Genomic DNA, 25,061 nt, shown 5'->3' with positions numbered 1-25,061 from the left:
CACCCGCGCGCCGCTAGCACCCCGCGCGGCCCGCTGACCCAGCCGTCCCATACCCGCTCCCGGCACACCCGATCCCGCCAGCCTCCGTCGATCTTGGAGTTGTGGCGCCCGGAGTGCCCGGTCAGCGAGGTATGTGAGGTGCCACAACTCCAAGGTCGACGAGGCGCGCGCCGACGAGTCCCGCGACGGGCGTGCGCGCCCCATGCCCCCGGCCCCCGCCCCCGCGCGATCATGAAGTTAGCCGGAACAAATCGGACGATCCGCGCCGCTAACTTCATGATCGCGCGGGCCAGCCGGGCCAGCCGGGCTGGGGTGGGCGGGGGTGGGCGGGGAGGGGTGCGGGGCGGGCGGGGCGGTCAGAAGACCTCCATGGGGGAGGGGGCGCGGTGCCAGGTGAAGGCGGGCGTCAGCGCGGTCAGCGTGTCGGGGATCAGCTCCTTCACGCGGCCGGCGGCGGCCAGCGCGTACGGGTTCGCGCCGCCGAGGTACAGCTCACCGAGGGCACGTACGTCACACGCCAGCCCGGCCGGTGCGGTGGTGGGCGTGCACTCCGCCCCGTCGGGGCCGCCGACCAGCCGCCAGCGGCCGGTGTTCTCCTTCAGCAGCTCGTCGGCGACCTCGATCACCACGTCCACGTCGGTGGCGTAGCGCCGGGCGGCCAGCGCGGCCGGCACGTCCACCACCCGCACCCAGAGCGCGTCGGCGAGATGCGGGGAGAGCTGGCGGGGCTCGTCCACCAGCCGCAGCAGCGGCTCGTCCAGGGCCGCGATGCCGAACGACAGTCGGCGGGTCAGGTCGACCGAGAGCAGCAGCCGCCACAGCGCCGTGTACGCCTCCGGCGTCGCCGCCACCACCTCGCCGACCTGCACCTCGGCCTGCGGCCCGACGGCCGTCGAGCTGTCCTTCGTCCGGTACAGCGCGTACCCGTCGAGGCCGTCGGCGCCCTCGTGCAGCAGCACCCGGCGCTCGGTGGCGCCACCCCGGTGCGCCTTGAGGTCCGCCAGCACGTACGACCACCAGCGCTCGTCCCGCCGGGACCAGCCGGGACGCTCGGCGCGGACCCGCTCGTACAGCCGGGCCAGCTCGTCCCGGTGCGCGTCCGGACGGTCCAGACGCAGCCTGCCCTCGGCGGGCGCCGGGGCGGGCAGCCGCAGGCCGGTGGTGTCCACGGACAGGACGTAGCGCGGGGCCGCCGACCCGTAGCCGAACCGGGGGTAGATGCGGCCCTCGCTGGCCCAGAGCACCGCGATCGGTTCCCGGCCGGCGTCGCGGACGTCCCGCAGCTGGCGCCGCATCAGCGTGGTGAGCAGGCCGCGCCGCCGGTGCGTCGGCGCGACCGCGACCATCGTCACGTGCGCGGCCGGCACGTTCGCGCCGGGTACCGCGAGCTCGCGGCTGAACGCGGCGGCGTTTGCCACGACCGTCCCGCCGTCGCGGACCAGTAACGACCGGTCCGGCTCGAAGATCGGGCGTTCGAGCGCCTGCACGTCGGGGTCGAGATCGCCGTGGAAGGCCAGCGCCAGCAGCGCCGCGATGTCGTCGAAGTCCTCGGCCCGGGATACCAGCACGTCAGCCACGGCACGTGTGTATCGCACCGCGATGGGGGTCGGCACCCTATTTGCGGGCTGGCTACCCTCGGAACCGAGGCCGGAATCGGTCGAGGGGGAGGACGGAAGATGGCGGACCAGACACAGCCGTGGGCCGAGCGCACCGTGGAGGTGCCGCCCCAGCCTGGGGTGGTGCCCCCGCAGCGGGACGCGTTCCAGCGCGGGGTGGCGGCGGTCGGCCGGCCGCGCGACTCGCGTACGCCCCGCACCGAGCAGTTCCCCACTGTCGAGCACGGCGACTGGGCGGCCGAGCCGGCGCCGCGCCGGCCGATGAGCTGGCATCTCGCCCAGGCGCGCAAGGGCGGGGAGCTGAGCGCCGCCGGCGCGCTGTTCGCGTTCGTGTGCTGGGGAATCTGGGCGATCTCCGGCCGGGGCAACCTGGTCGCTCCGCTGCTCACGTTCGTGCTCAGCCTGCTCACCGCGGTCGGCCTGTTCGCGCTGGCCCGGCTGCTCGGCCGGCTGATCCTGGAACGGCAGCTCGGCCGGGTGCGCCGCAGCGCCAAGGGTGCTCACCTGGTCACCGCGTTGTTCCTGGCCGGCGTCGGGGTGGCGTATCTCCAGCAGACCGAGTGGGTGGTCTCCGCCTGGAACTGGGTGACCGGCAACTGAGCCGGCGGGTCGTCCGTCCGGTACGCGCCGGACGGGACGACCCGGGGTGCCGGCGTCAGAAGGTGGTCGGCGCGCCGGCCGTCTTGCAGGCGGCGTTGATGTCCTTGCTGGCCTTCTCCATGGCGGGGTTGTCGGCGGCGGTGCCCGGGTCGGCGGCCGAGCCCGCCTTGCCGGCCTCCGCGCCGAACTCCTTCAGGGCGGTGGCCGCCTTGCCGTCGCCGGCGGTCCCGGCGAGCTCTGTCACCCGGTCACCGAGTTCGGTCAGGATCGCGCCGGTCTGCTTCGTCAGGTCGCCGCCCGACTGCACGGCGGTCATGAGCTTCGCCCGCATGTCCTTGTTGATCTTCTCGGCGGCGGTGCAGAGTTCCTTGTCGCTCATCGCGGCCGCCGACGGCGAGGGGGCAGCCGAGGAGGGGGCGGCGGAGGCCGAGGTGGCCGCCGGCCCGGCCGTGGTCGAGGGCTTCTCGTCGCCGCACGCGGTGAGCCCCAGCACGGCACAGGTCAGGAGGATCGGCAAGATCCGATTGGTTTTCACGCCTGCGCACGCTAGTCGACGGTCGTCATCGATCAAACTCGGTTTGCCCGGGTCGGCCCCGGGATGCGCGGGCGGGCGGCATTCGCGCCGCCCGCCCGCGTGCCCGGCCGCGGTACGCCGCGACACCGGTCGTCTCTCCACCAGGACCGTGTTGCCTTACCCCGCCCCGCGGGCTTCATCCGTCGCCCGTTGGGCTGAGCGGTCACCGCCCACCGCCGTGACCGGCCGTTCAGCGAGCCGGGACGTGCTTCCGGCGCACCGGACCCGTCCGGCCGTCGTGCCGGCGTGGCGCCGGGGCGCAGCATGGCGGTATGGGCGCGTATCGATCAGCGTACGAGCGGAGCATCGCCGACCCGGCCGGCTTCTGGCGGGACGCGGCGGCCGACATCGACTGGGTCATCCCGCCGGAACGCATCCTCGACGAGGAGACGGCGCCGCTTTACCGCTGGTTCCCCGACGGGGTGCTGAACACCTGCCACAACGCGCTGGACCGGCACGTCGCCGCCGGCCGTGGTGACCAGCCCGCGCTGATCCACGACAGCCCGGTGACCGGCACGGTCCGGACGCTCACCTACGCCGAGCTGCTCGACGAGACGGCCCGGTTCGCCGGTGCGCTGCGCCGGCTCGGCGTCGGCCGGGGCGACCGGGTACTGCTCTACCTGGCGATGGTCCCGGAGGCGGTGATCGCCATGCTGGCCTGCGCCCGGATCGGCGCGGTGCACTCGGTGGTCTTCGGCGGCTTCGCCGCGCACGAGCTGGCCGTCCGGATCGACGACGCGCGGCCGAAGGTGGTGGTGGCCACCTCCTGCGGCATCGAGGCCGACCGGGTGGTGCCGTACCACCCGATCCTGGCCGCCGCGCTGGACGAGGCCGCGCACGTGCCGGAGCGCTGCGTGGTGGTGCAGCGCCCGCAGGAACCGGCCCCGCTGGTGCCGGGCCGCGACCTGACCTGGGCCGAGGTGATGGCGGACGCGGAACCGGCGCCGTGCGAGCCGGTGGCCGCCACCGACCCGCTCTACGTCCTCTACACCTCCGGCACCACCGGCCGGCCCAAGGGCGTGGTGCGGGACAACGGCGGGCACGCGGTGGCGTTGCGCTGGTCGATGCGCAACGTCTACGGCATCGAGCCGGGCGAGGTCTTCTGGGCCGCCTCCGACGTGGGCTGGGTGGTCGGCCACTCCTACATCGTGTACGCGCCGCTGCTCACCGGCGCGACGACGGTGCTCTACGAGGGCAAGCCGGTCGGCACCCCCGACCCCGGCGCGTTCTGGCGGGTCGCCGCCGAGCACCGGGTGGCGGCCCTGTTCACCGCGCCCACCGCGATCCGGGCGATCCGCCGGCAGGACCCGGACGGCAGCCACATCGAGCAGTACGACCTGAGTGCGCTGCGTACCCTCTTCCTCGCCGGTGAGCGCCTGGACCCGGACACCTGGGCCTGGGCGGGGGAGCGGCTCGGCGTACCGGTGGTCGACAACTGGTGGCAGACGGAGACCGGCTGGCCGGTGGCGGCCAACCCGCGCGGCCTGGAGCCGCTGCCGATCAAGCCGGGGTCGCCGTCGGTGCCGGTGCCCGGCTACGACGTGCGCGTGGTCGACGGCGCGGGCCGGGACGTGCCGCCCGGCACGGACGGCTCGATCGTGATCCGGCTGCCGCTGCCGCCCGGCTGCCTGCCCACGCTCTGGGGCGACGACGAGCGGTTCGTCCGCTCCTACCTGTCCACGTTCCCGGGTCACTACCTGACCGGCGACGGCGGCAGGTTCGACGAGGACGGCTACCTGTACGTGATGGGCCGCACCGACGACGTCATAAACGTGGCCGGGCACCGCCTGTCCACCGGCGCGATGGAGGAGGTCCTGGCGACGCACCCGGCGGTGGCCGAGTGCGCCGTGATCGGCGTGGCCGACGCGCTCAAGGGGCAGGTGCCCAGCGGGTACGTGGTGCTCAAGGCCGGCGCCGACGTGGACCCGGACGCGCTCGCCGCCGAGCTGGTCGCGCTGGTCCGGCAGCGGATCGGCCCGGTGGCGGCGTTCCGCCGGGTGACTGTGGTGCCGGCGCTGCCCAAGACGCGCTCCGGGAAGATCCTGCGGCGCACCATGCGGGGCCTGGTGGAGGGGCGCGACGAGCCGGTCCCGGCGACCATCGACGACCCGGGCGCGCTCACCGTCTTCCGCGACCTCGGTACCACCGACTGAGCCGGCCGGGCGGACCCGCCCCGGACGCACTGACGCGGTCCCCGGCCGGTGGAGTCCGGCCGGGGACCGCCTGCGGTCAGCGCCGGACCGGGTTGTCGGCGGCGTAGTCGCGGGCGACGCGGACCAGTTCCACCAGGCCGCCGGCGTACTCCTGCGCCTCGGCGTGCGCCTCGTCGAACGGCGGCTGGAAGCCGACGCCCTCCCACTGGCCGGTGGCCTCGTTCCACCTGTCGTTCCCGACCTCGAAGTCCCAGGCGAAGATGCCCAGCTCGTAGTAGAGCTGGTCGGCCGAGTTGCCGGCCGCCGAGTACAGCACGTCGGCGACCGGGCCGGTCTGCGACGGCCAGGTGACGGTGCCGCGCTCGGCCGCGATCGCGCCGACGATGCGCCGCGCGCTGCCCAGGAACAGCGTCGACTCGTCGATCGACGGGCGCGGCAGCGTCACCCGCCCGTCGGCCTTGTACGCCCCGGGCGGCCACATGAAGTAGCCGCCGTACGAGTGCACGTTCATCGCGAACTTGATGTTCGGGTGGGCCTTGGCCAGGTCGATCACGTTGCGGCTCTCCGGCTCGGACAGCTCCGCCGTGCCCGCGTAGTTGCCGGACAGGCAGTTCGCGCTCGCGCCCACGTACCCGTCGAACAGGGAGCCGACGGTGTAGTTGCGGTTGACGTCGACGCCCCACATGGTGCGGTACTTCGGGTCGCGGGATGCGCCGGTGCAGTGGTTGACCAGGTTCTTGCGCTGGAAGTTGTAGTCGTTGAAGGAGTAGTTCGCGCCGTCCGGGTTCACCGTCGGGATGACGAACACGTCCACCTGCTCCAGCAGCCTGCGGGTCGCCGCGTCGGTACGCGCGTTCGCCAGCAGCCGCTCGGCGAACTCCAGCGTGACGAGCGGGGTGGCCCACTCGCGGGCGTGCTCCTGCGAGTACGCCAGCACACCGATCCGGGAGCCGTCGCGGTGCTTGCCGATGCGCAGCGCCTGCACCGTCCACGGCCGGGCCGGCACCTCGGTGCCCTGCAACCCGTCGTCGAGGCGTACCGGTCCGGCCACCGGCATCGGCAGCCCGGCGGAGCCGTCCTCCACGGTGGCCCGGAAGCGGGCGCCGCGCGGCGCGTTGATCAGGGCGGCGACGTCGTCGGTGGTGCTCGTGACCTTGCCCGCGCGGTCGGTGGCCAGCGAGACGGTGAGCACCCGGTCCCGGTAGCGCATGCTCAGCGGCCGGTTCGGCCGGCCCGGGTCGACGGTGCGTACCTGCACGCCGTTCATGCCCTGGTCACCGAAGCGGACCGACTCCACCACCACGGCGGCGGCCGCCGGGTCGCCCAGGTAGGCGGCGGCGTTCCGCCGGTAGCCCTGGGTCTTGTTCGGCAGGTCGATCACGTCGACCAGGTCGCGGTACTGGCGGCCGAGCCGGGCGATGCGCGCCTTGATGTCCACCGGCGTCAGGTACGCGTCGATGAAGTCCTTCTGGTAGCCGGCCGGCTGCGGCGGCGGGGTCGCGTTCGGCCACAGCGACGGCGTCACCGGCCGGCTCGTGCCGCCCAGCGTGGAGGTGGCGGTGAGCTGCACCGGCCGGCTCGGCACCGGCTGCGGCAGAGCGTAGTGGTACTGGTACTCGCCCGAGTCCTCGAAGCGGTACAGCGGGAAAGAGCCGGTGGCGCCGTCGGCGGTCCGCCAGGTGACGGTGATCTCCACGTCCGGGTCGTCGGTGGCGGTGGTGGCGACCTGGGCCTGGAGGAACGTCCGGCCGCTGGTGGTCCACCAGTACGCCTGGAGGAACTGGAGCGTGTCGACAGCGGTGGCAGCGCCGCTCGCGCGCAGCCCGGCGCGGGTGCGCTCCTGTGCGGCGCGGCGGCTCTCGGCCAGGTGCCGGTCCCCGTCGCCGGCGCGCTGCACCACCTGCACTGCGGTGGCCCCCTGCCGGGTGAGGTCGGTGAGCTGCCGTCCGGTGAGGACCAGGTCGGCGATCCACTCGCCGTCGCGGGATCGGGGGCGGTTGGCCAGGTCGGCACCGCCTGCGACCAGGCGGTCGAGCTGCGCCCGGTCGGCCAGTCGGACGCGGACCAGCGCGGTCTCGGCGGGGGCGAGCGTGATCGTGGGGGCGGATGGTGCGGCGGCGCCCGGCCCGGGATGGGCCAGCGCCGCGGCGATCAGGATGCTGGTGGTGGCGAGTGCGGTCCACCGTCGTCGGACGAACACGGGGCCTCCTGACGAACGTCGATCTCTCTGCCGTTCACACCAGCCGAGACATCGATCACTGTCAAGCTCAGTTCCGGTCAGCCGGCGAACCGGTACAACCGGAACTCCTTCTCCGCGCCGCACACCAGCATCTCCGTGTTCCACGAGCAGGACTCGCTGCGGATCTGCTTGAGCTGCCCCATCTCGACCGGCTTGCCGTCCACCGCCGTCCCGGCGAGGACGCGGTCGTCCTCGTACGCGCTGGGCGCCTCGGAGAAGATCAGCAGGTTGCCGGCGTCGAGCCGGACCGCGACGCCGTCCCGGTCGCGCAGCACCGGCGTGCCGTCCGGCGCGAACAGCGTCACCGCGTCCGGCGAGTCCTGCCCGGCCAGCACGTGCTCACCGACCGGCACCAGCGACTCGGCGCGTGGCGCCGGCCACTGCCGGGTGCCCTCGCCCTCGGTCGCCGCCACCACCCGGGTGTCGTCGGCGCCACTGCCCGGCGTCTCCAGCAGACACACGCGACGTTCTCCGCAGGTGACGAGATCCTTCACCCGGCCGCCCTGCTCCGGCGCCTCGTACAGCATGCTGGGCGTGCCGAGACCGCCCAGGTCGTAGGCGAGCAGCCGCAGGCCGCGCTCGTTCTCCGCCACGTACAGCCGGTCGTCGCGGGCGGCCACCGGATCGTCGAGCCCGGCGACGTTGCCCCGGTCCTTGAGGACCTTGCCGCTGCGCATGTCCAGCACCCGGACCGACCGGTCCGCGCCGACCTGGACGAGCCGGTCCGCCTGCCCCGCCCACGGGGCGAGCGGCGAGCCCTCGGCGTTGCCGGGCCCGTCCAGTGCCGCGCCGGTGCCGACCGGGACCACCTTCGTGCGCGCGTCGCCGTACTCGGTGCGCGGGTTGGGCCGTTCCCACCGCTGCCCGCCGTCGCTCAGCCGCAGCCCGACCAGGCGTTCGCCGGTGCGGTCCAGCCGGACGATCGTGTCCGGCCCGAGGTACAGGGTGTCGTCGCGGCCGACGTCGGTCCGCCAGCGCTGGTCCCCGGAGTCCTCGTCGAGCACCGCGAGCACGCGGGGGGTGTCGCTTCCGGTGGCGTCGCCGAGGACGAGCAGCCCGTCGGGCAGCGCCCGGATCCCCGCCCACCGCTGCGTCGTCGCGTCGGTCCGCTTCTCCCAGACCGTCCTGCCGGTGGCCGCCTCGACGGCTGTCACGTGGAGGTGCCCGTCGGGCAGCGAACGGGCCAGGTAGGCACGTTCCCCGAGCGTCGCGGTGAACATCTGGTCCGGCCGCGTGTCACCGGCGGCCACCGTCTTCACCAGCTCCGCGGTGTGGAAGTCCAGCGCCGGATGCCGGTCCCGGAACACCCAGAGCAGCACCGACGCCGCCACGGCGACGACCACGAGACCCGCGCCGAGCGCGATCCACCGGCCGCGCCGGGGCCGGCCGCCGCCGGGCCGGACACCGCCCGGAGCGGGGGAGAAAGGCGTCCCGGGTACGCCGGGCTGCCAGCCGCCGGGCGGGGGAGCGGACGGTCCGGGTACGCCGTAGCCGGCGGGGTGAGGCGGAACCGGCCCGTGGGTGGCCGGCATGTGGTCGTACCTCGTGGGCTGTGGCGGAACCGGGCCGGGCGTGCCGTCGTACCTCGTGGCGGCGGTCTGCGGGGCGGGGCCGTCGGCGACCAGCGTGCCGTGCGGTCCGGCGGACGCCGCGTCCGGACCGCCGAGCGGCGCGGTCGGGTTCGTCCTGGTCCCACCGGCCGGGACCGTGGCGGCGGTCTCGCCCGCGGCCGGCGCGGGCCGTGTCGATTCGGGTTGCGTCGGCGTGGGTGGTGCCGGCGCGGCCTGGACCGGCACGGCCGGACGGCCGGAGCGCCGGGGCAGCGGCAGGTCGGTGAGCGCGCCCTCGGCGACCGGCATCTCCGGCTGCTCCAGCACCGTCGGCGCGATGCCCAGCTCGGCGTGCAGCAGCCGGGCCACCAGCGGCACCCGGGTCGACCCGCCGACCAGGAACAGACCGGAGAGCTGCTCCGGGCGCAGCCCGGCGGCGGCGGTCACCTCGCGGGTCTCCGTCACCGCCCGGGCCAGCAGCGGCGCGGCCAGGCGTTCGAAGTCCTCCCGGGACAGCGGCACCGCCGCCTCCACCCCCGGTACGGCCACCGGCGCGACCATCGCCCGGGACAGCATCTCCTTCGCGCCGCGCACGTTGTCCCACAACTGCTGGCGGTCCCGCCGCTCGGCGGTGGTCGTCGGGTCGGTCAGCCGGGCCCACTCGCGCGGGTGGGCCGGGCCGACCAGCTCGCCGAGCCGTCCGAGCAGGGCCGCGTCCAGGTCGAGGCCGCCGAGGTCGGGGATCCCGCCGGTGGCGACCAGCTGGAAACCGGAGTCGCCCCACGGGTCGGCGCCCTCGTTGCGCAGCACCGCCACGTCGAGCGTGCCGCCGCCGAAGTCGAACACCGCCACCGCACCGCCCACCGGCACCGGCCGGCGCAGCACCTGCGTGAAGTAGCGGGCCGCGGCCACCGGCTCCCGCAGCAGGCGGGTGCCGGGCGCGATCGGCCCGGCCAGCGTGTGCTCGGCCGCGGCCGGCCAGCCGGCGAGTTCCAGCGCGTCGTGCAGCACCTGACGGCGGGCCGGCGTCCAGGCCGCCGGGTGGGTGACCACCGCCGGGGGCAGCAGCCCGACCGCCGCCACCGCCGCGTCCGCGACCGCGCGCAGCGTCGCGGCCAGCAGCTCCGCCGGCCGGTACGCGCGCCCGCCCAGCTCCACCGTCTCCTCGTCGACCCGGCGCTTCGGGTTCGGCTCGTAGCCGGCCGGGTCGGCCTGGGCGAGGCGCTGCGCGTCCCGCCCGACGTGCAGGTGACCGTCCGCGTCGGCGTAGACGCCGGACGGCAGGATCGGATGGCCGTCGACGAGCACCGGCCGGGTCCGCCCGTCCGGCCAGCGCAGCACCGCCACCGTGTTCGAGGTGCCGAGGTCCACGCCGAGGGCGAAACCGTCCTGCTGGCCTGCCATCCGCGGCTACCTCCACCACCCGACGAGGATGTCCGGCCCGCATCGTACGCAGGCCGCGCCGCCTCGCCGTTCCCCCGGCCCGGGGAATGGACTGGCCCGTCCGGCCCTGCGCCGCATACCGTCGCCGTCATGAGGGTGATCTCCGTCAACGTGGGCCGACCGCAACCGAACCCGTGGAAGGGCATCGGGGCCACCGGCATCGACAAGCGGCCCGTGGACGGCCGGGTCGCCGTCACCGCGCCCGGCCCCAAGGGCAACGGCGACGTCGGGCTCGCCGGCGACCGGGTCTACGACGTGGCCCACCACGGCGGCACCGACCAGGCGGTCTACGCGTACGCGCGGGAGGACCTCGACCACTGGGAGGCCGAGCTGGGCCGCCCGCTCGCCGACGGCAGCTTCGGCGAGAACCTGACCACCAGCGGGCTGGACGTCAACGGCGCGCTGATCGGCGAGCGGTGGCGGATCGGTCCGGACCTGGTGCTGGAGGTCTCCTGCCCGCGCATCCCCTGCGGCACGTTCCAGGGGTGGCTGGGCGAACGCGGCTGGATCAAGCGGTTCACCGAGGAGGTACGACCCGGGGCGTACCTGCGGGTGGTCACACCGGGCAGCGTCGGCGCCGGAGACCCGGTCGAGGTCGTGCACCGGCCCGACCACGACGTGACGGTGGCGCTGGTGTTCCGGGCCATCACGCTGGAGACGGACCTGCTGCCCCGGCTGCTGGTCGCCGACGCGCTCCCGGAGGAGGACATGGCGCGGATCCGCCGCCGCTTGACCTGAACCACACTTCAGGTCGGACGCTTCCCGGTGTGCTGAACTCCGTACTCGACGAGGCGTACGAGCGCGTACGCGACACCGGTCCCGAGCGCAACGGGTGGCTGTCCAACCACGTACCGATGGCGGCGGAGGCCCTGACGCGCCACGGCCACGGGCGAGCGGTGCACCGCTGGATCGACGCGTACGCCGGCCGGCTGGAGGAACGCCCGCGCGGCATCCGGCGTATCGCCGTCGACGAGTGGCGTGACCCGCTGGGCGACCCGGTGCGTACCGGCGACTGGCTCGACCTCTTCGACCGCGAGCTGGCCGGCGAGCCGTGGCGCGACGTGCTGACCCGCTGGTGGCCGCGCCTGCTGCCGGGCATCGCCGCCGGGGCCACGCACGGTGTCATCCGGGTCGGGCACGCCGTGCGCGCGCTGCTCGACGCCGAGACCGCACCGCGGGTGACCGAACTCGGCCAGGGGCTCGCCTACTGGGCCGCCCGCTGGCAGCCGCTCGCCCCGCCCGGCACCGGGGCGTACCCAGCAACCGACGCCCGGTCCGCGCTCGACGCCGTGCCCCGCGTACCCGATCAGCGGTTCGGCATCCGGTCCCGCCTGGCGCAGCTCGCCGACCTGGACCGGTGGCCGGCCGCCGCGGCCGCAGTGCCCGGCGACGCCGCCGCCGAGGTGCCGGCCCGCCTCGCCGCCGTCGTCGACGCCGCTGTGGCGCGGCACGGCACGCACGGGTACGCCGCCCCGGTCATGCTCGTGCACGCGGCGACCGCGCCGAATGCCGTCCTGCGTACGCTGCCGGCCCTGCCGCCTGTGCTCTGGCAGCCGAGCCTGGCCGCCGCCTGGGCGGCGACCGCCGCCGTCACCGCCGCCTACGCCCCGGCCGGGGCCCGTGCCCTTCCGACGGCCGCCGGGCCGGAACTCGACGACGTCATGGCGCGGGCGCTGGACACCGGGGACGCGCACGCGATCAAATTCATCGACACCCTGAGCGACGCGTACGCCCGCAGCGGCGACCCGGCCCTGCGCGCCGTGGCCGCCCGATCCGTCGAGCAGATCGCCGCCGACTGACGGCCTCGGCTCGGTACCGCCGACACGTGGAGGGCTGATGACACCCGACGACGAGGCGTTCCTGCGCCGTGCCGTGGAACTCGCCGACCGGGCGGGCGCGTCCGGCGAGCGGCCGTTCGCGTCGCTGCTCGTCGGCGCGGACGGCACCGTCCTGATCGAGGACCACAACACTGTGGTCTCCGACCGGGACGTCACCGCCCACCCGGAGCTGAAGCTGGCCCGCTGGGCCGCCCGTCAGCTCGCCCCCGAGGCGGCTGTCGCCACCACCATGTACACCAGTTGCCAACCCTGCCCGATGTGCACGGTCGCGATCAACGCATCAGGTCTCGGCCGGGTCGTGTACGCGCTGTCCACCGAGCAGTTCGAGCAGGTCAAGCCCGCGACGCCCGCGCCGCGTCCGGTGCGGTACGACGGGCCGGCGCTGTTCGACGAGGCGCGGCGGCCGATCGAGGACCACTACTAGGCCGTCGGCCTACCGCAGGGGCCCCGGACATCGACTTCTCCTGATAGCTTCTTCCCACGATCAACTTGGTCGGCCGTGCTTTCGCGGCCTGCCAGATCGGCATTTGCTGCCAGGAAGAGGAGTAGAGACTCGTGCATCGCCTAAAACTCGGTGTCATTGTCACCGTCAGCGCGCTTATGGCATCGGTCGGGCTCGCGGCCGCGCCGGCGCATGCCGCATCCCCGACTCCCTTCAGTATCTCGGCCGGTTCAGACTTTGGCCACACAAAGGGTGGAATCACCTGGTACAACCGCTCAGTCGGCGTGCAAGGCGAGGTCTGCAATGGCGGCGGCACCACGACCGCCGCGTGGTTCTACTTCTACACCAACCGCACCGGCTCCGGCACCCCGCACAGTTATGAGAGTCGCACGGCCCCTGATGGCGCCTGCCGCAGTTTCAACTGGACCCAGGAAGGGCCTGTCGGTGGCATCCTGAGCGTTCACGTTTATCTCTGCGCGCCCGAGTGCGGCGTGCCGCAGCTCCTCAAGCGACCCTGAGCAACCCGACCTCGCTATGGGGGGTCGGGCGGTGGTTGGGCACTAGGTCATGCGGCCTGATCAGCTCAGTGCGAACGGCTGGCCGGCACCGCCGGCCAGCCGTTCGCCGAGATGAAGCCGGGCACCTCATGGCACCCCGCAGCGCGGGACGACGGATCCAAGCTGTCTGACGAGGCGTGACGACCGACCGAGGACAACTATCAGCGAGTGACCCTCGGCGGGAAGTTGCGCCTGGTGCCTGCGGAGCGAGGGCTCCGAGCCGGGCAGTGCGGATGGCGCGCGATGGCTGCGCTGTTGCCGCACGGCGTCAGCGGGTGGGCCGGTGGGGCGTCGGCTGGGTACGTCGCGATGGCGCTGCTCGGCGCGCTGCTGTTCGGCACGGCCGGCCTGGCCCTCGGGCCCTGGCCTTGCGGAACTCTGCCTTTTTCGGCTGGTCAGAGTCGTGTTGTGCGACACAGACCGATGCAGTAAACCCGGGTAGCGCCTCGGCGGCCTCGTCGGGGCTCATTCCGAACCGCAGAGGTTCCACGCTGACCGACGGCGTGTACGTCCACTGCTCTCGCTCTGCCTCGGTCAGGACATGCCAGGGGCTCGTCATGAGTCAGCCACTCCCATCTCGTTCGTGGCCGCAGGGTTCGTGCTCGGCCTGGCTCGGCACCAGCGGATGCCGATGGGTCTTCGGTGGTTCGTCCATTCTTCGGGGGCTGCGCTTCGTCGACGACGGGAAGCGGCCCGGGACGAGGAAGACAGCCGCCGGATGCGGGCTAGCCTGACCGCCGTGACGACGATCGAGCAGTTGGAACGGGACGTCTGGCCGGACCCCGGCCGGGAGGCCACGTCTCTCGTGAGGCGCTGCTCGGAGCTACGACGCAAGCCGCTGGCCGAGTTCACCGTGGAAGACCTGCGCATCATGCTCGGGCAGGGGATCGGCGTGTCGGCTCTGCTGCCTCTCGCGGTACAGGTCCTGCTCCGCGATCCGTTGGCCGAGGGCGACTACTACCCGGGTGACCTGCTCGCCAACGTGCTGCGGCTTCCCGGCCCGGCGTGGTCGGGCCTGCGAACGGAACGGGAGCGGCTGCGGTCGGTTCTGGCGGAGCTCGTCGCCGGTCGCCCGTCCTCCGACGCCGGTCCGGGCCCTCGTGACCCGGACCAGCGTCTTCGCGGCGCCATCGGGCAGTTTCTCGGCGATGAGAGCGGAGTTCCAGCTGGTGGGTACGCCAGTCCATGGCGGCGAGCAGGACCTCTACCAGGGCCGACCGATTCGCCGCGCCGATCCCTCCAGCGCCCGGTGCATGACGTTCCCGGCGTCCTCGGGCAGTTCCCGCGGACCGAGCATCGGCAGTATCAGGATTAGCCGCTGCGCCCAGCCGCTCGTCCGGCAGTGCCGCCACGGCGAGCAGTTCCGCCCAGGTCATCGCGGACGTGAACCCGTGGCCGCCGACCGAGGCGAGAACCTTCGCCGGCTGCCCCGGCCGGTCCTCCACGAAGTCGAGTCCCGCCTCGTCCTCGAGGTTGCGGTAGACGATCCGAAGCCACACGTCTGCGTCGAGCCGCACCGAGACCGCCGGCCAGCGCTCCGGGTCGTTGAGGACGTCACACATCGCGTCGTAGTCGGCGGCCGGCACTCCGAAGGTGGCCTCCGACTCGACCGTACGCCCAGCAGAGGACAGACATTGCAGCCGATGACATTCAGCCACACGATCTCCGCACCGCCGGAGAAGGTGTGGCGGTGCCTCGCCGACGTCGCGCGGTATCCGGCGCTGCTGACCAAGGTCGACGCGACCGAGCTGCTCCACAGCCAGGCGTTCGGAACGGGCACGAGATGGCGGGAGACCCGCAGGCCGTACGGCTGGCCCGTCACCGTGGAACTCCGCGTGACCGACTGCCGGCCCCCGTTCCGCTACGTCGTCGAGTGCTTCGCGGGCGGGCACAGTGTGACCGAGTACCGGCTGGTTCCCGGTGCCGCGGTTGGTACCACCGACCTCCAGCTCACCTACACCTTGACCGGTGGCTCACCGATCCATCGGATCAGCCGGGTCATCGCCCGTCGACGGTTCCTCGCCTGCGTCAGGGAGAACAACGTCCAGGACCTGCTCGACATCGAGCGAGCATGCGGGGCCAATGCCTGAGGACGCGGGCGGGTGGCAGGAGCCTCGTACGGTCGACGGGGTGTTGTTCGAACCGGTGACCGCGGAGTTCCCGTTCCTCGGCGACGGGAACGAACTGGTCGGGAACTTCGTGCGGCCGCCCTGGCCGGGGCCGTACCCGGCGGTGGTCTTCGTCGAGGGTTCCGGGCCGGGCGGTCGCGACCAGGGGTCGTGGCAGACGAGGCTGGCCGCAGCCGGCTTCGCGAGCCTCGCCCATGACAAGCCCGGTTCCGGCGCGTCGACGGGTGACTGGACCCGTCAGACCATGGCCGACCGCGCCGCCGAGACCGTGGCCGCGGTCCGGGCCGTGCGGAGCCGCGAGGACGTGCTGTCCGGCGCGGTCGCGCTGATCGGCGGCAGCCAGGGCGGCTGGGTGGCTCACCTCGCGGCGGCAGCGGACGACAGGATCGCGGCGGTGGTGACGGTGTCGGGTCCGGGCGTGCGCGTACGGGACCAGGAGGAGTACCGGCTCCGCCACCAACTCGCTGCGGAGGGCTTCGGCGGCGCCGACATCCAGCAGGCCCTTCTCCTGCTACGCGACCAGATCCGGCGGGTCCAGTCGGGCGACGACCCGGCGCGCGTGCACGCCGCGCAGGCGCACTGGCACGGCGCTCCCTGGTATCCGATGCTCGCCGGGACGACACCCGAGTCCATCGCGTTCATCGCGGGCATCGCGGACTACGACCCCGCCCCGGCACTGGCGGCTCTGCGCTGCCCGCTGCTGGCGATCTTCGGCGCGGACGACCTGCTGGTGCCGGTGGAGGCGAGCGTGCGCGCCATCAGCGGCACCCTCGACGACGCACGCCACGCCGACCACACGACCGTGGTCTTCCCCGGCGCCGACCACAGCATCCGCGTCTACACGGGGGAAGGGCCCGCGCAGGTCAGGGAGGGGCGCTACACCCCTGCCGAGCGGGCGCCGGGCTTCGACGAACTCGTCGTCACCTGGCTGCAGCGCCGTCTACCGGCGACCGACCCGGGGTACGCGGCGCGCTGATCGCGGCATGGGCGGGTGCTCACGCGGGGAACCACCTCCACTGCCCCTCGGAGACGACCTCGACGGCGCCGTCGGTCACCTTGACGGCCGTCTGGTCGTCGATCGCGTACGCCGGACCGGCGATCTCGGCCGCCCACTTCTCGGCAGCCGCCATGGTGTTGTCCGGTTCGAGGCCCAGGTGCGGGAAGATCGAGAAGTCGACGAGCCCGAGCGTGCGGTCGTCGGGTGCGGACTGCCACTCGACGAATTCCGTGCCGACCCGGGGGGTGAGCACCATGCTGCCGGCGCTCAGCCCCACCCAGACGGTGTCCCGCAGCGACGGCAGGAGGTCCGCCAGCCCGGACTGCCGCATCCAGTGGCACAGGTACGTCGCGTCGCCGCCGTGCACGAGCAGGACGTCGGTCTCCCGGACCCAGGGGACCCAGTGCTCCTGGCCGATGCTGGGTAGCGCTGACAGTTCGAGTACGCCCAGCGACTTCCAGCCGAGGCCGCTCATGGGCAGCGGCGTCTGACCGGTGATGAAGCGCCAGGCCGAGGCCGGTCCGCCCATCGGGTACGCCGCAGTGGGGATGCAGAGTGCGCTGGATTCGGCGATCGGCTTGCCCAGCAGGTCGACCAGAGCATCGTTGATGCTCGGGTTCTGGACGCCTGCGGATGTGAGGAGAAGTTTCACGCTTGCCTCCTGCGCGTAGCGGTCATGACGCTCTGCCCGGTGTCCGGAGATAGGTGCACAGGAATGCTGACCGGACGCGGTAACGAAACTCATCGCGATCCCGGCTGTACGGCCGGTCGATGCGTGGCCGGGGAGAGCCCTAGGCTGACGCCATGTCGGCGGAGCACGAAGTGATCGACCTGGACGAACGCGATCACCGGCCGGCGGATTCGAGCGGCGCTGTTCCCGGTCGCCGCGTGTCCGGACGAACAATGAACGTACGGCTCGTTGCTGCCTTCGTGATCGGCGCTGTGCTCGGCGGTGTCGGTGTGAGCGAGCTGCGAGTCTCGCGGGACGAGCGGGAGCGGAACGCCTCGGTCGCGCTCGTGGCCTTACCTCAAGACAGGGTCAGCGGAGGTTCGGGTACTGAAGCCCTGGGCGTCATCCAGCTGAACGGACAGCTCGCGGTGATCAACACGGGACCCGCGCCGATCACTGTCGGTGCGGCTGTCGGTCAACGACCCGGCATCCAGGTCCGTGACACCGGCCAGCCGAAGCTGCTACGCCCTGGCGGTACCGGCTGGATCGAGGTCGAGGTGCGCGTCGAGTGCGCTGGTGCCACCGCGTTCGAGAGTGAGCCGTTGTCGATACGGTTCTCGGTCGAGACCGCCGACCGGCAGGTCAGAGAGGTCAGCTACCCCGTCGCCGTAAAAGGAAGCGCCTGGGAGCGGGAGGCGGAGATGCCGTGCGCGCATCTCAGTCACTCGGGGAGACGCGGCGGCTAGCGCAGGGGTCACAGCACCATGCGGGCGGCCCTGCTCCATCAGCACACCATCGGCGTGACCGTGAGATGGCCCAGGTGCCGCGTTCATGCGGTCTGCCTGGGCCTTCGTGGTTGGAGCGGGCGACGGGAATCGAACCCGCACCGTCAGTTTGGAAGACTGAAGCTCTGCCATTGAGCTACGCCCGCGAGCGCCCCACCACAGCAGGGCGCGCCGACAGCGTACCCAATGAACCACGGCCACCGCGCAGCGCGTACCCGGAGGTTCCCGCCGACCTTCAAGATCCACGCCACTTCGGCGAGGTGGCGCCTTCCCGGGCCCTCGGACCCAGCCACTTCCCCGAACTGGCGCCTGGCACCGCCCGCCCGGCCGCGCCCCGGCGGCCGCCGCGCCGTGCCCCGTCACCCGCGCGGGTGGCCGGACGGCATACACTCTTCGTCGCCACCGGGGTGTGGCGCAGCTTGGTAGCGCACTCGCTTTGGGAGCGAGGGGCCGTGGGTTCAAATCCCGCCACCCCGACTGTCGTTCGCGACCGGATCGTCCCGGGAACCGCCGGTTTTTTCCGCGCGGTACCCGGGCCCTGCCGATGCCGTCGGCCGGCTCGCCTACACTCGATGCGCGCAATCACGCCCCAGACTGAACACCCAGATCCGTCAAGGAGTACGCCTGTGAAGAGCACCGTCGAGACTCTGAGCCCGACGCGCGTGCGGCTCGCCATCGAGGTGCCGTTCGTCGAGCTCGAGCCGAGCCTCAAGAAGGCGTACCGGGAGATCGGCCAGCAGGTCCAGGTTCCCGGCTTCCGCCGGGGCAAGGTTCCCAGCGCGGTGATCGACCAGCGGGTGGGCCGGGGGACCGTCCTCAACGAGGCGATCCAGGAGGCCATCCCGCAGAACATCCTCGCCGCGGTCCGGGAGCACGACCTGAAGACGCTCGGCCGTCCCGAGGTCGACATCACCGAGTTCAACGACGGCGACTCGCTCAACTTCACCGCCGAGGTGGACGTCCGGCCGGAGATCACCCTGCCGGACCCGGCCACCATCGAGGTGACCGTCGACGAGATCGAGATCGCCGACAGCGAGATCGACGAGCAGATCAACAGCCTGCGCGAGCGCTTCGCCACGCTGAAGACCGTCGAGCGGGCCGCCCAGGAGGGCGACTTCGTGCAGATCGACCTCAACGCCACCGTCGACGGCGAGGAGGTCCCGGGCGGTTCGGCGAGCAACATCTCGCACGAGGTGGGCAGCAAGCAGCTCCTGCCGGGTCTGGACGAGGCGCTGGTCGGCCTGGCCGCCGGCGACAGCACCACCTTCACCACGCAGCTCGTCGGCGGCGACTACGCCGGCCGCGACGCCGACGTGGCGGTGACCGTCCGCACGGTCAAGGAGAAGGAGCTCCCCGAGCTCAACGACGACTTCGCGCAGATGGCCAGCGAGTTCGACACCATCGACGAGCTGCGCGGCGACCTGCGGGAGCGGGTCACCCGGGGCAAGCAGGTCGAGCAGATCTACGCCGCCCGTGACAAGGCCCTGGAGCAGATGGTGGCCGCCGCCGAGGTGCCGGCGCCCGAGGGCGTCGTCAAGGAGGAGGTCGAGAGCCGCAAGGCCGCGATGGTCGACCAGCTCGAGCGCATCGGCGCCTCCCTGGAGGAATACCTCGCGGCGGAGGAGAAGACCGAGGAGCAGATCGACACCGAGCTGACCGAGGCGGCGACCGACGGCGTCAAGATCCAGCTTCTGCTGGACACGCTGGCCGACGCCGAGGACGTGCAGGTCTCCGACGACGAGTTCGGTCACGAGATCGTGCACCGGGCGCAGCGCGCCGGCATGGCCCCGCAGCAGTACTACGACCAGCTGGTCCGCTCCGGCGCCGCCGCTGCCGTCTTCGGCGACGTCCGCCGGGGCAAGGCGCTCGCCGCGGTGATGGAGAAGATCAAGATCAAGGACTCGGCGGGCAACGAGGTCTCCCTCGACGCGCTGCGGGCCCAGAACGAGGCCGAGCACGACCACCAGCACTGATCATCGGGGGTGTCGGCCGCCGTCCCGCGCTGCGCGCCGGGAGGCGGCCGAAACCCTTTCCGGGGTACGCCGTGCGGGTGACTGCGCTGAGAGCGAACAGTGCCCCGACCGGGAGTACGCCTCCCGGCTGAGCGGTTAGTGTCGGGTAGGACGGTACGGAGAGCGAAGGGCTGCCATGACCGACATGCACATCCCCAAGAAGTCGCTCCGGGTGAACGAGGCCCGCGGTGGCGACTCCATTGGCAACCTCGACGACTCGGTCTACAACCGGTTGCTCAAGGAACGGATCATCTTCCTCGGCAGCGAGGTGAACGACCAGGTGGCCAACCGCATCTGCGCGCAGCTCCTGCTGCTCGCCGCGGAGGACCCGGACCGCGACATCTTCCTCTGGATCAACTCGCCGGGTGGCTCGGTCTACTCCGGCATGGCGATCTACGACACCATGCAGTACATCGACAACGACGTCTCGACAGTGGCGATGGGCATGGCGGCCTCCATGGGCCAGCTGCTGCTCTGCGCCGGCACCAAGGGCAAGCGCTACGCCCTGCCGCACGCGCGGATCATGATGCACCAGCCCTCGGGCGGTCTCGGCGGCACCGCGTCGGACATCGCGATCCAGGCCGAGCAGATGCTCTACACCAAGCGGATGTTCCAGGAGCGGGTCGCGTTCCACACCGGCCAGTCCCAGGAGCAGATCGAGGCCGACTCGGACCGCGACCGTTGGTTCACCGCCCAGGAGGCCATGGACTACGGCTTCATCGACAAGGTGATCATCGGAGCCGCCCAGGTTCCGGATGGCGCCGGGACCCTGAGCTGAGCGAGGAGCTGACGATGACCGACCTGAGCCTGCCGCCCCAGTTCGCGGCCGTGCACAACCGCTACGTCCTTCCGTCGTTCGTCGAGCGCACGTCGTACGGGATGAAGGAGTCCAACCCGTACAACAAGCTCTTCGAGGACCGGATCATCTTCCTCGGCGTGCAGGTGGACGACGCGTCGGCGAACGACGTGATGGCCCAGCTGCTGACGCTGGAGGGCACCGACCCGGACCGCGACATCATCATGTACATCAACTCGCCCGGTGGCTCCTTCACGGCCATGACGGCGATCTACGACACCATGCAGTACGTCCGGCCGGACATCCAGACCGTCTGCCTCGGGCAGGCGGCCAGCGCGGCGGCGGTGCTGCTTTCGGCCGGCACCCCGGGCAAGCGGATGGCGCTGCCGAACTCGCGGATCATCATCCACCAGCCGGCCACCGAGGGCGGTTACGGCCAGGGCTCGGACATCGAGATCCAGGCGCGGGAGATCCTGCGGATGCGGACGCAGCTGGAGGACATGCTCTCCCGGCACTGCAACCGCCCGATCGAGCAGGTCCGCAAGGACATCGACCGTGACAAGATCATGACGGCCGAGGAGTCCAAGGAGTACGGGCTGGTCGACACGATCCTGACCAGCCGCAAGAAGGGTCTGCTGGCGTCACACGCCGCGGGCTGAGCAACGTGTGGTCGGAGGTCGGTCGGGGTATCGTTCCCGGTCGACCTCTGACACACCCGTTTTGGGGGTCGGAGAAAACCCGGCCACCGGGTAACGTCGGGTCTGTACCGCTCCGCCGGTCGGATCAGGTGGAGCCGACAGCATGGTGGGACGACAGGACGGACGGGCGCTCCGGCGCTCGCAGGTCAGGGCCGGCGTTCCGGCCGACGAGTGCAGGGAGAACGTAGGTGGCACGGATCGGTGACGGCGGCGACCTACTGAAATGCTCGTTCTGCGGCAAGTCGCAGAAGCAGGTCAAGAAGCTCATCGCGGGCCCTGGTGTCTACATCTGCGACGAGTGCATCGACCTCTGCAACGAGATCATCGAAGAGGAGCTGGCCGAGTCCGGCGAGGTGAAGTGGGAAGAGCTTCCCAAGCCGATGGAGATCTGCCAGTTCCTCGACAACTACGTCGTCGGTCAGGAGCAGGCCAAGAAGGCGCTCGCCGTCGCGGTCTACAACCACTACAAGCGGATCCAGGCCGAGGCCGCTGGAGCGCCGGGCTCCGGCACCGACGGCGTCGAGCTGGCCAAGTCGAACATCCTGCTGCTCGGCCCGACGGGCTGCGGCAAGACGCACCTGGCGCAGACGCTCGCCCGGATGCTCAACGTCCCGTTCGCGATCGCGGACGCCACCGCGCTCACCGAGGCGGGCTACGTCGGCGAGGACGTCGAGAACATCCTGCTGAAGCTGATCCAGGCCGCCGACTACGACATCAAGCGCGCCGAGACCGGCATCATCTACATCGACGAGGTCGACAAGATCGCCCGCAAGTCGGAGAACCCGTCGATCACCCGTGACGTCTCCGGGGAGGGTGTGCAGCAGGCGCTGCTGAAGATGCTCGAGGGCACCGTCGCCAACGTGCCGCCGCAGGGCGGGCGCAAGCACCCGCACCAGGAGTTCATCCAGATCGACACCACGAACGTGCTGTTCATCTGCGGTGGCGCGTTCGCCGGGCTCGACCAGATCATCGAGGCCCGCACCGGCTCCGGCGGCACCGGCTTCGGCGCGCGGCTCCGGTCGGTGTCCGAGCGGTCGACCGACGACATCTTCAGCCAGGTCATGCCGGAGGACATGCTGAAGTTCGGGCTCATCCCCGAGTTCATCGGCCGGCTTCCGGTGATCACCAACGTGCGCAGCCTCGACCGCTCGGCCCTGGTGCGGATCCTGACCGAGCCGCGCAACGCGCTGGTCCGGCAGTACCAGCGCCTGTTCGAGCTCGACGGCGTCGAGCTGGAGTTCGAGCAGCCCGCGCTGGAGGCCATCGCCGACCAGGCCATGCTCCGCGGCACCGGCGCCCGCGGACTGCGGGCGATCATGGAAGAGGTGCTCCTCTCCGTGATGTACGAGGTGCCGAGCAACCCCGACGCCGCCCGGGTGCTGATCACCCGCGAGGTCGTCCTGGAGAACGTCAACCCGACGATCGTGCCCCGCGAGTTCACCGGCCGGCGCCGGCGGGACCGCGAGGAGAAATCGGCCTGATCGCCGTCGCGACCGCGCCCGGGTCAGCTCGGGCGCGGTCCGCGTGAACGGGTCCGCCGGTCCCACTCGCCCGACGGGGTGACCACCACCATCATCAGGCGCACCGGCCCGTCACCGGCAGTGCGGTAGCCGTGCTCCCGGTCGGCGTGGAACTCGACCGTCTCACCGGCGCGTACCTCGTGGTCGACACCGTCGACGGTGACCGTCGCGGTGCCGTCGAGCACGTGCAGGATCTCCCGGGTGCCGTGGGCGTGGTCCGAGGAGCGCAACGCCTCCCCGGGTTCCATCCGCCAGTCCCACAGCTCGACCAGGTCGGGTTCGCCGAGTCCGCTGAGCAGACGCGCCAGGCCGCCGTGCGGGCCGCGCCACAGCACCGGCGCCTCGTCCGCCGCACTGACCCGTACCGTGCTCTGTTCCGCCGGCTCCAGCAGCCGGGCGATGCTGACGCCGAACGCGTCGGCGACCCGGCAGAGCGTGCCGATGCTCGGATTGGTGCGCGCCCCCTCGATCTGCACCAGCATGCCCTTGCTGACCCCGGACCGGCCGGCCAGCTCCTCGAACGACCAGCCCCGCGCCGCTCGCAGCTCACGTACCTGGCGGGCGACGGCTGAGGTCACCGCGCCGACCCGTCCACCGGTCTCGGTCATCACACTGTCCTTCACGGTCACTATTGTGGTACGACTGCGGGGTGCTCCCCATTGTCCTCGCCGCCGTTTCCGCGCTCGCCTTCGGCACCGCCGACTTCGCCGGCGGCAAGGCGTCCCGGCGCGCCGACCCGATCGCCGTGACCGTGGTGTCGCAGATCCTCAGCGTTCCGCTGCTGCTCGTCCTCGTCCTCGTGGTGCCCGGCACGCCGAGCCCACTCGACCTGGGCTGGGGCCTGCTCGCCGGGGTAGCCGGCGCGGGCGGCGTCATGCTGCTCTACCGCGCGCTCGCCACCGGCGTGATGGCAGTCGTCGCGCCGGTCACCGCGATCACCGCGGCGATCGTGCCGATCGTCGCCGGCCTGGTCCTCGCGCACTCGCCGGGTGCCGTAGCGCTCGGCGGCGCCGGGCTCGCCGTGGTCGCCATCGGCCTGGTCAGCCTGGGAGAGCGCGGAGCGGCACGCCGCGTCTCCGGCCGCGTGATCGGCATGGCACTGGCCGCCGGGCTGCTCTTCGGCGTCTTCTTCGCGCTGCTCGGCCAGGCCGACGAGGCGGCCGGCATGTGGCCGGTTCTGGCGGTACGCGTCAGCTCGATCGCGTTCGGCCTCGCGCTCGCCGTCCGCACCGGCGCACGCCTGCGACTGGGGCGGCGCGTCCTCGGCTGGGCCGCGACCGCCGGCCTGCTCGACTCCGCCGCGAACGCGCTGTTCCTCGCCGCGGCGGGCCGGGGGCACCTGAGCGTGGTGGCCGCCATCGCCTCGCTCTACCCGGCGAGCACCGTCCTGCTCGCGCTCGCCGTCGACCGGGAACGGCTCCGGCCGGCACAGGTGGCCGGGCTCGGCTTCGCCGCGGCGGCGCTCGTCCTGTCCAGCGTCTGAGCCCTGTCGCGCGCCCGCTTCCGCCCGTACCCTCGGGTCATGCGCGTCGCCGTCTGCCAGCTCAACGCCCGCGACGACCGGGCGGCGAACCTCGCCGCCGCCGAGGCCCTGCTGGTCAGGGCCGCGGCGGCGGGCGCGGATCTCGCCCTCCTTCCGGAGTACGTCGACTACCTCGGTCACGCCGACCGGATGCCGCCCGCCGAGCCGGTCGACGGGACCGTGGGGCGGTTCTTCGCGGAGACCGCCCGCCGGCTGGGCATGTGGGTGATCGCCGGCTCGTTCCACGAGGCCGGTCCGGACCCGGCGCACACCTGGAACACCTCGCTGGTCTTCGACCGCGAGGGCGCGCTCGCCGCCACCTACCGCAAAATCCACCTGTACGACGTGGAGATCCCCGGCCGCGTCTCCTACCTCGAGTCGGCAACCGTCGCGCCGGGCGAGAAGCCCGTGGTGGTCGACGTCGAGGGCCTGCGGGTCGGTCTGTCCATCTGTTACGACCTGCGGTTCCCGGAGCTGTACCGGCAGCTCGCGACCGACGGCGGCGCCGAACTGCTCGTGGTGCCGGCGGCGTTCATGATGCACACCGGGCGGGACCACTGGGAGGTGCTGCTGCGGGCCCGGGCGATCGAGAACCAGTGTTTCGTGGCGGCGGCCGGACAGACAGGTGACCACGACCCGGGCCGGACCTGCTTCGGGCGCAGCATGGTGGTCGACCCGTGGGGGACCGTGCTGAGCCAGGTCGCCGACGGCCCCGGGCTGGCGGTCACCGAGATCGACCTGGAGCGCCTGCGGACGATCCGCGCCGAGCTGCCCAGCCTGGCCAACCGCCGGCTCTGAGCCGAGGTCAGCCCCCGAAGAGCAGGCCCAGGGCGGCGATCCCGGCGATCGCCGCCGCAGTGACCAGGAGAGCGGTGGTCATCCGGGAGGGGCCGCGCCGGGCCAGGCGCCTGATCGACAGC

General features: G+C 72.4%; 23 protein-coding genes and 2 tRNA genes (1 of these 25 running past the window's edge). 17 read left to right on the top strand and 8 right to left on the bottom strand.

What is annotated here, in order from left to right; all coding sequences use genetic code 11:
* Positions 1-356: 356 nt before the first annotated feature.
* The gene (locus O7611_RS21965; RefSeq protein WP_269697500.1) at positions 357-1,577 is read right to left on the bottom strand and encodes a GNAT family N-acetyltransferase; all 1,221 of its coding nucleotides are present in this window, start codon (positions 1,575-1,577) and stop codon (positions 357-359) included.
* A gap of 99 nt (positions 1,578-1,676) precedes the next feature.
* Here O7611_RS21965 and O7611_RS21960 point away from each other — a divergent pair, with 99 nt between their 5' ends.
* The gene (locus tag O7611_RS21960) at positions 1,677-2,216 is read left to right on the top strand and encodes a hypothetical protein (RefSeq protein ID WP_194803411.1); all 540 of its coding nucleotides are present in this window, start codon (positions 1,677-1,679) and stop codon (positions 2,214-2,216) included.
* Between the two features lie 55 nt (positions 2,217-2,271).
* Here O7611_RS21960 and O7611_RS21955 read toward each other — a convergent pair whose 3' ends face one another.
* On the bottom strand, positions 2,272-2,877 hold the full coding sequence (locus O7611_RS21955; RefSeq protein WP_269697499.1) for a hypothetical protein: 606 nt from the start codon (positions 2,875-2,877) through the stop codon (positions 2,272-2,274).
* A 185-nt stretch (positions 2,878-3,062) separates the two neighbouring features.
* Here O7611_RS21955 and O7611_RS21950 point away from each other — a divergent pair, with 185 nt between their 5' ends.
* Complete coding sequence (locus O7611_RS21950) at positions 3,063-4,943, top strand: propionyl-CoA synthetase (protein ID WP_269697498.1); 1,881 nt, start codon at positions 3,063-3,065, stop codon at positions 4,941-4,943.
* 76 nt (positions 4,944-5,019) lie between these two features.
* On the opposite strand, the gene O7611_RS21945 is transcribed toward O7611_RS21950, so the two are convergent.
* Together O7611_RS21945 and O7611_RS21940 are read right to left on the bottom strand one after the other, a co-directional pair.
* The gene (locus O7611_RS21945; RefSeq protein ID WP_194803413.1) at positions 5,020-7,143 is read right to left on the bottom strand and encodes a M14 family zinc carboxypeptidase; all 2,124 of its coding nucleotides are present in this window, start codon (positions 7,141-7,143) and stop codon (positions 5,020-5,022) included.
* Between the two features lie 77 nt (positions 7,144-7,220).
* Positions 7,221-10,136, bottom strand: a complete 2,916-nt coding sequence (locus tag O7611_RS21940) for an Hsp70 family protein (RefSeq protein WP_194803414.1) — start codon at positions 10,134-10,136, stop codon at positions 7,221-7,223.
* Positions 10,137-10,265: 129 nt separating this feature from the next.
* Between O7611_RS21940 and O7611_RS21935 the strand changes: the two genes are divergently transcribed.
* From O7611_RS21935 to O7611_RS21905, 7 genes are all read left to right on the top strand, one after another.
* Positions 10,266-10,913, top strand: a complete 648-nt coding sequence (locus O7611_RS21935) for an MOSC domain-containing protein (protein WP_194803415.1) — start codon at positions 10,266-10,268, stop codon at positions 10,911-10,913.
* 29 nt (positions 10,914-10,942) lie between these two features.
* Positions 10,943-11,974 (top strand): questin oxidase family protein, encoded by a 1,032-nt coding sequence (locus tag O7611_RS21930; RefSeq protein WP_194803416.1) that lies wholly within the window; start codon positions 10,943-10,945, stop codon positions 11,972-11,974.
* 37 nt (positions 11,975-12,011) lie between these two features.
* Positions 12,012-12,437 carry a nucleoside deaminase gene (locus O7611_RS21925; protein ID WP_194803417.1) on the top strand — a complete coding sequence of 142 codons (426 nt, stop codon included), beginning with the start codon at positions 12,012-12,014 and terminating at the stop codon, positions 12,435-12,437.
* 131 nt (positions 12,438-12,568) lie between these two features.
* Positions 12,569-12,973, top strand: coding sequence for a hypothetical protein (locus O7611_RS21920; protein ID WP_194803418.1), 405 nt, complete (start codon positions 12,569-12,571; stop codon positions 12,971-12,973).
* A 778-nt stretch (positions 12,974-13,751) separates the two neighbouring features.
* The gene (locus tag O7611_RS21915) at positions 13,752-14,327 is read left to right on the top strand and encodes a contact-dependent growth inhibition system immunity protein (protein ID WP_269697497.1); all 576 of its coding nucleotides are present in this window, start codon (positions 13,752-13,754) and stop codon (positions 14,325-14,327) included.
* Between the two features lie 328 nt (positions 14,328-14,655).
* Entirely contained in the window at positions 14,656-15,102 is a 447-nt protein-coding gene (locus tag O7611_RS21910; RefSeq protein ID WP_194803419.1) for an SRPBCC family protein, read from the top strand.
* Between the two features lie 40 nt (positions 15,103-15,142).
* Positions 15,143-16,117 carry an alpha/beta hydrolase family protein gene (locus O7611_RS21905; protein WP_269697496.1) on the top strand — a complete coding sequence of 325 codons (975 nt, stop codon included), beginning with the start codon at positions 15,143-15,145 and terminating at the stop codon, positions 16,115-16,117.
* A gap of 19 nt (positions 16,118-16,136) precedes the next feature.
* Here O7611_RS21905 and O7611_RS21900 read toward each other — a convergent pair whose 3' ends face one another.
* A complete protein-coding gene (locus O7611_RS21900; RefSeq protein ID WP_194803421.1) occupies positions 16,137-16,790 on the bottom strand; it encodes a Type 1 glutamine amidotransferase-like domain-containing protein in 654 nt (217 codons plus the stop codon).
* A gap of 152 nt (positions 16,791-16,942) precedes the next feature.
* Between O7611_RS21900 and O7611_RS21895 the strand changes: the two genes are divergently transcribed.
* Entirely contained in the window at positions 16,943-17,554 is a 612-nt protein-coding gene (locus O7611_RS21895) for a hypothetical protein (protein WP_269697495.1), read from the top strand.
* A 111-nt stretch (positions 17,555-17,665) separates the two neighbouring features.
* Here the strand turns inward: O7611_RS21895 and O7611_RS21890 are convergent.
* A tRNA-Gly gene (locus O7611_RS21890) sits at positions 17,666-17,739 on the bottom strand.
* Between the two features lie 257 nt (positions 17,740-17,996).
* Between O7611_RS21890 and O7611_RS21885 the strand changes: the two genes are divergently transcribed.
* The 5 genes from O7611_RS21885 (at position 17,997) to clpX (ending at position 22,580) form a co-directional block, all read left to right on the top strand.
* Positions 17,997-18,070: transfer RNA gene (locus O7611_RS21885), tRNA-Pro, on the top strand.
* Between the two features lie 149 nt (positions 18,071-18,219).
* Entirely contained in the window at positions 18,220-19,566 is a 1,347-nt protein-coding gene (tig, locus tag O7611_RS21880; protein ID WP_269697494.1) for a trigger factor, read from the top strand.
* A 175-nt stretch (positions 19,567-19,741) separates the two neighbouring features.
* Complete coding sequence (locus tag O7611_RS21875) at positions 19,742-20,383, top strand: ATP-dependent Clp protease proteolytic subunit (RefSeq protein ID WP_018786886.1); 642 nt, start codon at positions 19,742-19,744, stop codon at positions 20,381-20,383.
* Positions 20,384-20,397: 14 nt separating this feature from the next.
* Entirely contained in the window at positions 20,398-21,060 is a 663-nt protein-coding gene (locus O7611_RS21870) for an ATP-dependent Clp protease proteolytic subunit (protein ID WP_013288034.1), read from the top strand.
* A 227-nt stretch (positions 21,061-21,287) separates the two neighbouring features.
* On the top strand, positions 21,288-22,580 hold the full coding sequence (gene clpX / locus O7611_RS21865; RefSeq protein ID WP_013288033.1) for an ATP-dependent Clp protease ATP-binding subunit ClpX: 1,293 nt from the start codon (positions 21,288-21,290) through the stop codon (positions 22,578-22,580).
* Positions 22,581-22,603: 23 nt separating this feature from the next.
* Here clpX and O7611_RS21860 read toward each other — a convergent pair whose 3' ends face one another.
* Positions 22,604-23,227 (bottom strand): helix-turn-helix domain-containing protein, encoded by a 624-nt coding sequence (locus O7611_RS21860; protein WP_194803423.1) that lies wholly within the window; start codon positions 23,225-23,227, stop codon positions 22,604-22,606.
* 41 nt (positions 23,228-23,268) lie between these two features.
* Between O7611_RS21860 and O7611_RS21855 the strand changes: the two genes are divergently transcribed.
* A complete protein-coding gene (locus O7611_RS21855; protein ID WP_151013689.1) occupies positions 23,269-24,102 on the top strand; it encodes an EamA family transporter in 834 nt (277 codons plus the stop codon).
* A 39-nt stretch (positions 24,103-24,141) separates the two neighbouring features.
* Positions 24,142-24,939 carry a carbon-nitrogen hydrolase family protein gene (locus O7611_RS21850; protein WP_194803424.1) on the top strand — a complete coding sequence of 266 codons (798 nt, stop codon included), beginning with the start codon at positions 24,142-24,144 and terminating at the stop codon, positions 24,937-24,939.
* A gap of 7 nt (positions 24,940-24,946) precedes the next feature.
* Here the strand turns inward: O7611_RS21850 and O7611_RS21845 are convergent, their stop codons facing one another.
* Positions 24,947-25,061: the 3' portion of a hypothetical protein gene (locus O7611_RS21845; protein WP_013288029.1), read on the bottom strand. 107 nt of this gene lie beyond the right edge of the window; 115 of the gene's 222 nt are visible here — the last part of the coding sequence; its start codon lies beyond the right edge, outside the window; it ends in the stop codon at positions 24,947-24,949.

Origin of the sequence: Micromonospora sp. WMMC273 (genome assembly GCF_027460285.1) — a bacterium.
In the GTDB taxonomy this organism is placed as follows: Bacteria; Actinomycetota; Actinomycetes; order Mycobacteriales; family Micromonosporaceae; genus Micromonospora; species Micromonospora aurantiaca.
This window is presented reverse-complemented; position numbering and strand designations above follow the sequence as displayed.

Coding starts and splice junctions, on each gene's coding strand:
- O7611_RS21960 (WP_194803411.1), top strand. CDS start 1,677: ATGGCGGACCAGACACAGCCGTGGGCCGAGCGCACCGTGGAGGTGCCG.
- O7611_RS21950 (WP_269697498.1), top strand. CDS start 3,063: ATGGGCGCGTATCGATCAGCGTACGAGCGGAGCATCGCCGACCCGGCC.
- O7611_RS21940 (WP_194803414.1), bottom strand. CDS start 10,136: ATGGCAGGCCAGCAGGACGGTTTCGCCCTCGGCGTGGACCTCGGCACC.
- O7611_RS21935 (WP_194803415.1), top strand. CDS start 10,266: ATGAGGGTGATCTCCGTCAACGTGGGCCGACCGCAACCGAACCCGTGG.
- O7611_RS21925 (WP_194803417.1), top strand. CDS start 12,012: ATGACACCCGACGACGAGGCGTTCCTGCGCCGTGCCGTGGAACTCGCC.
- O7611_RS21910 (WP_194803419.1), top strand. CDS start 14,656: ATGACATTCAGCCACACGATCTCCGCACCGCCGGAGAAGGTGTGGCGG.
- O7611_RS21895 (WP_269697495.1), top strand. CDS start 16,943: ATGTCGGCGGAGCACGAAGTGATCGACCTGGACGAACGCGATCACCGG.
- O7611_RS21875 (WP_018786886.1), top strand. CDS start 19,742: ATGACCGACATGCACATCCCCAAGAAGTCGCTCCGGGTGAACGAGGCC.
- O7611_RS21870 (WP_013288034.1), top strand. CDS start 20,398: ATGACCGACCTGAGCCTGCCGCCCCAGTTCGCGGCCGTGCACAACCGC.
- O7611_RS21860 (WP_194803423.1), bottom strand. CDS start 23,227: ATGACCGAGACCGGTGGACGGGTCGGCGCGGTGACCTCAGCCGTCGCC.
- O7611_RS21850 (WP_194803424.1), top strand. CDS start 24,142: ATGCGCGTCGCCGTCTGCCAGCTCAACGCCCGCGACGACCGGGCGGCG.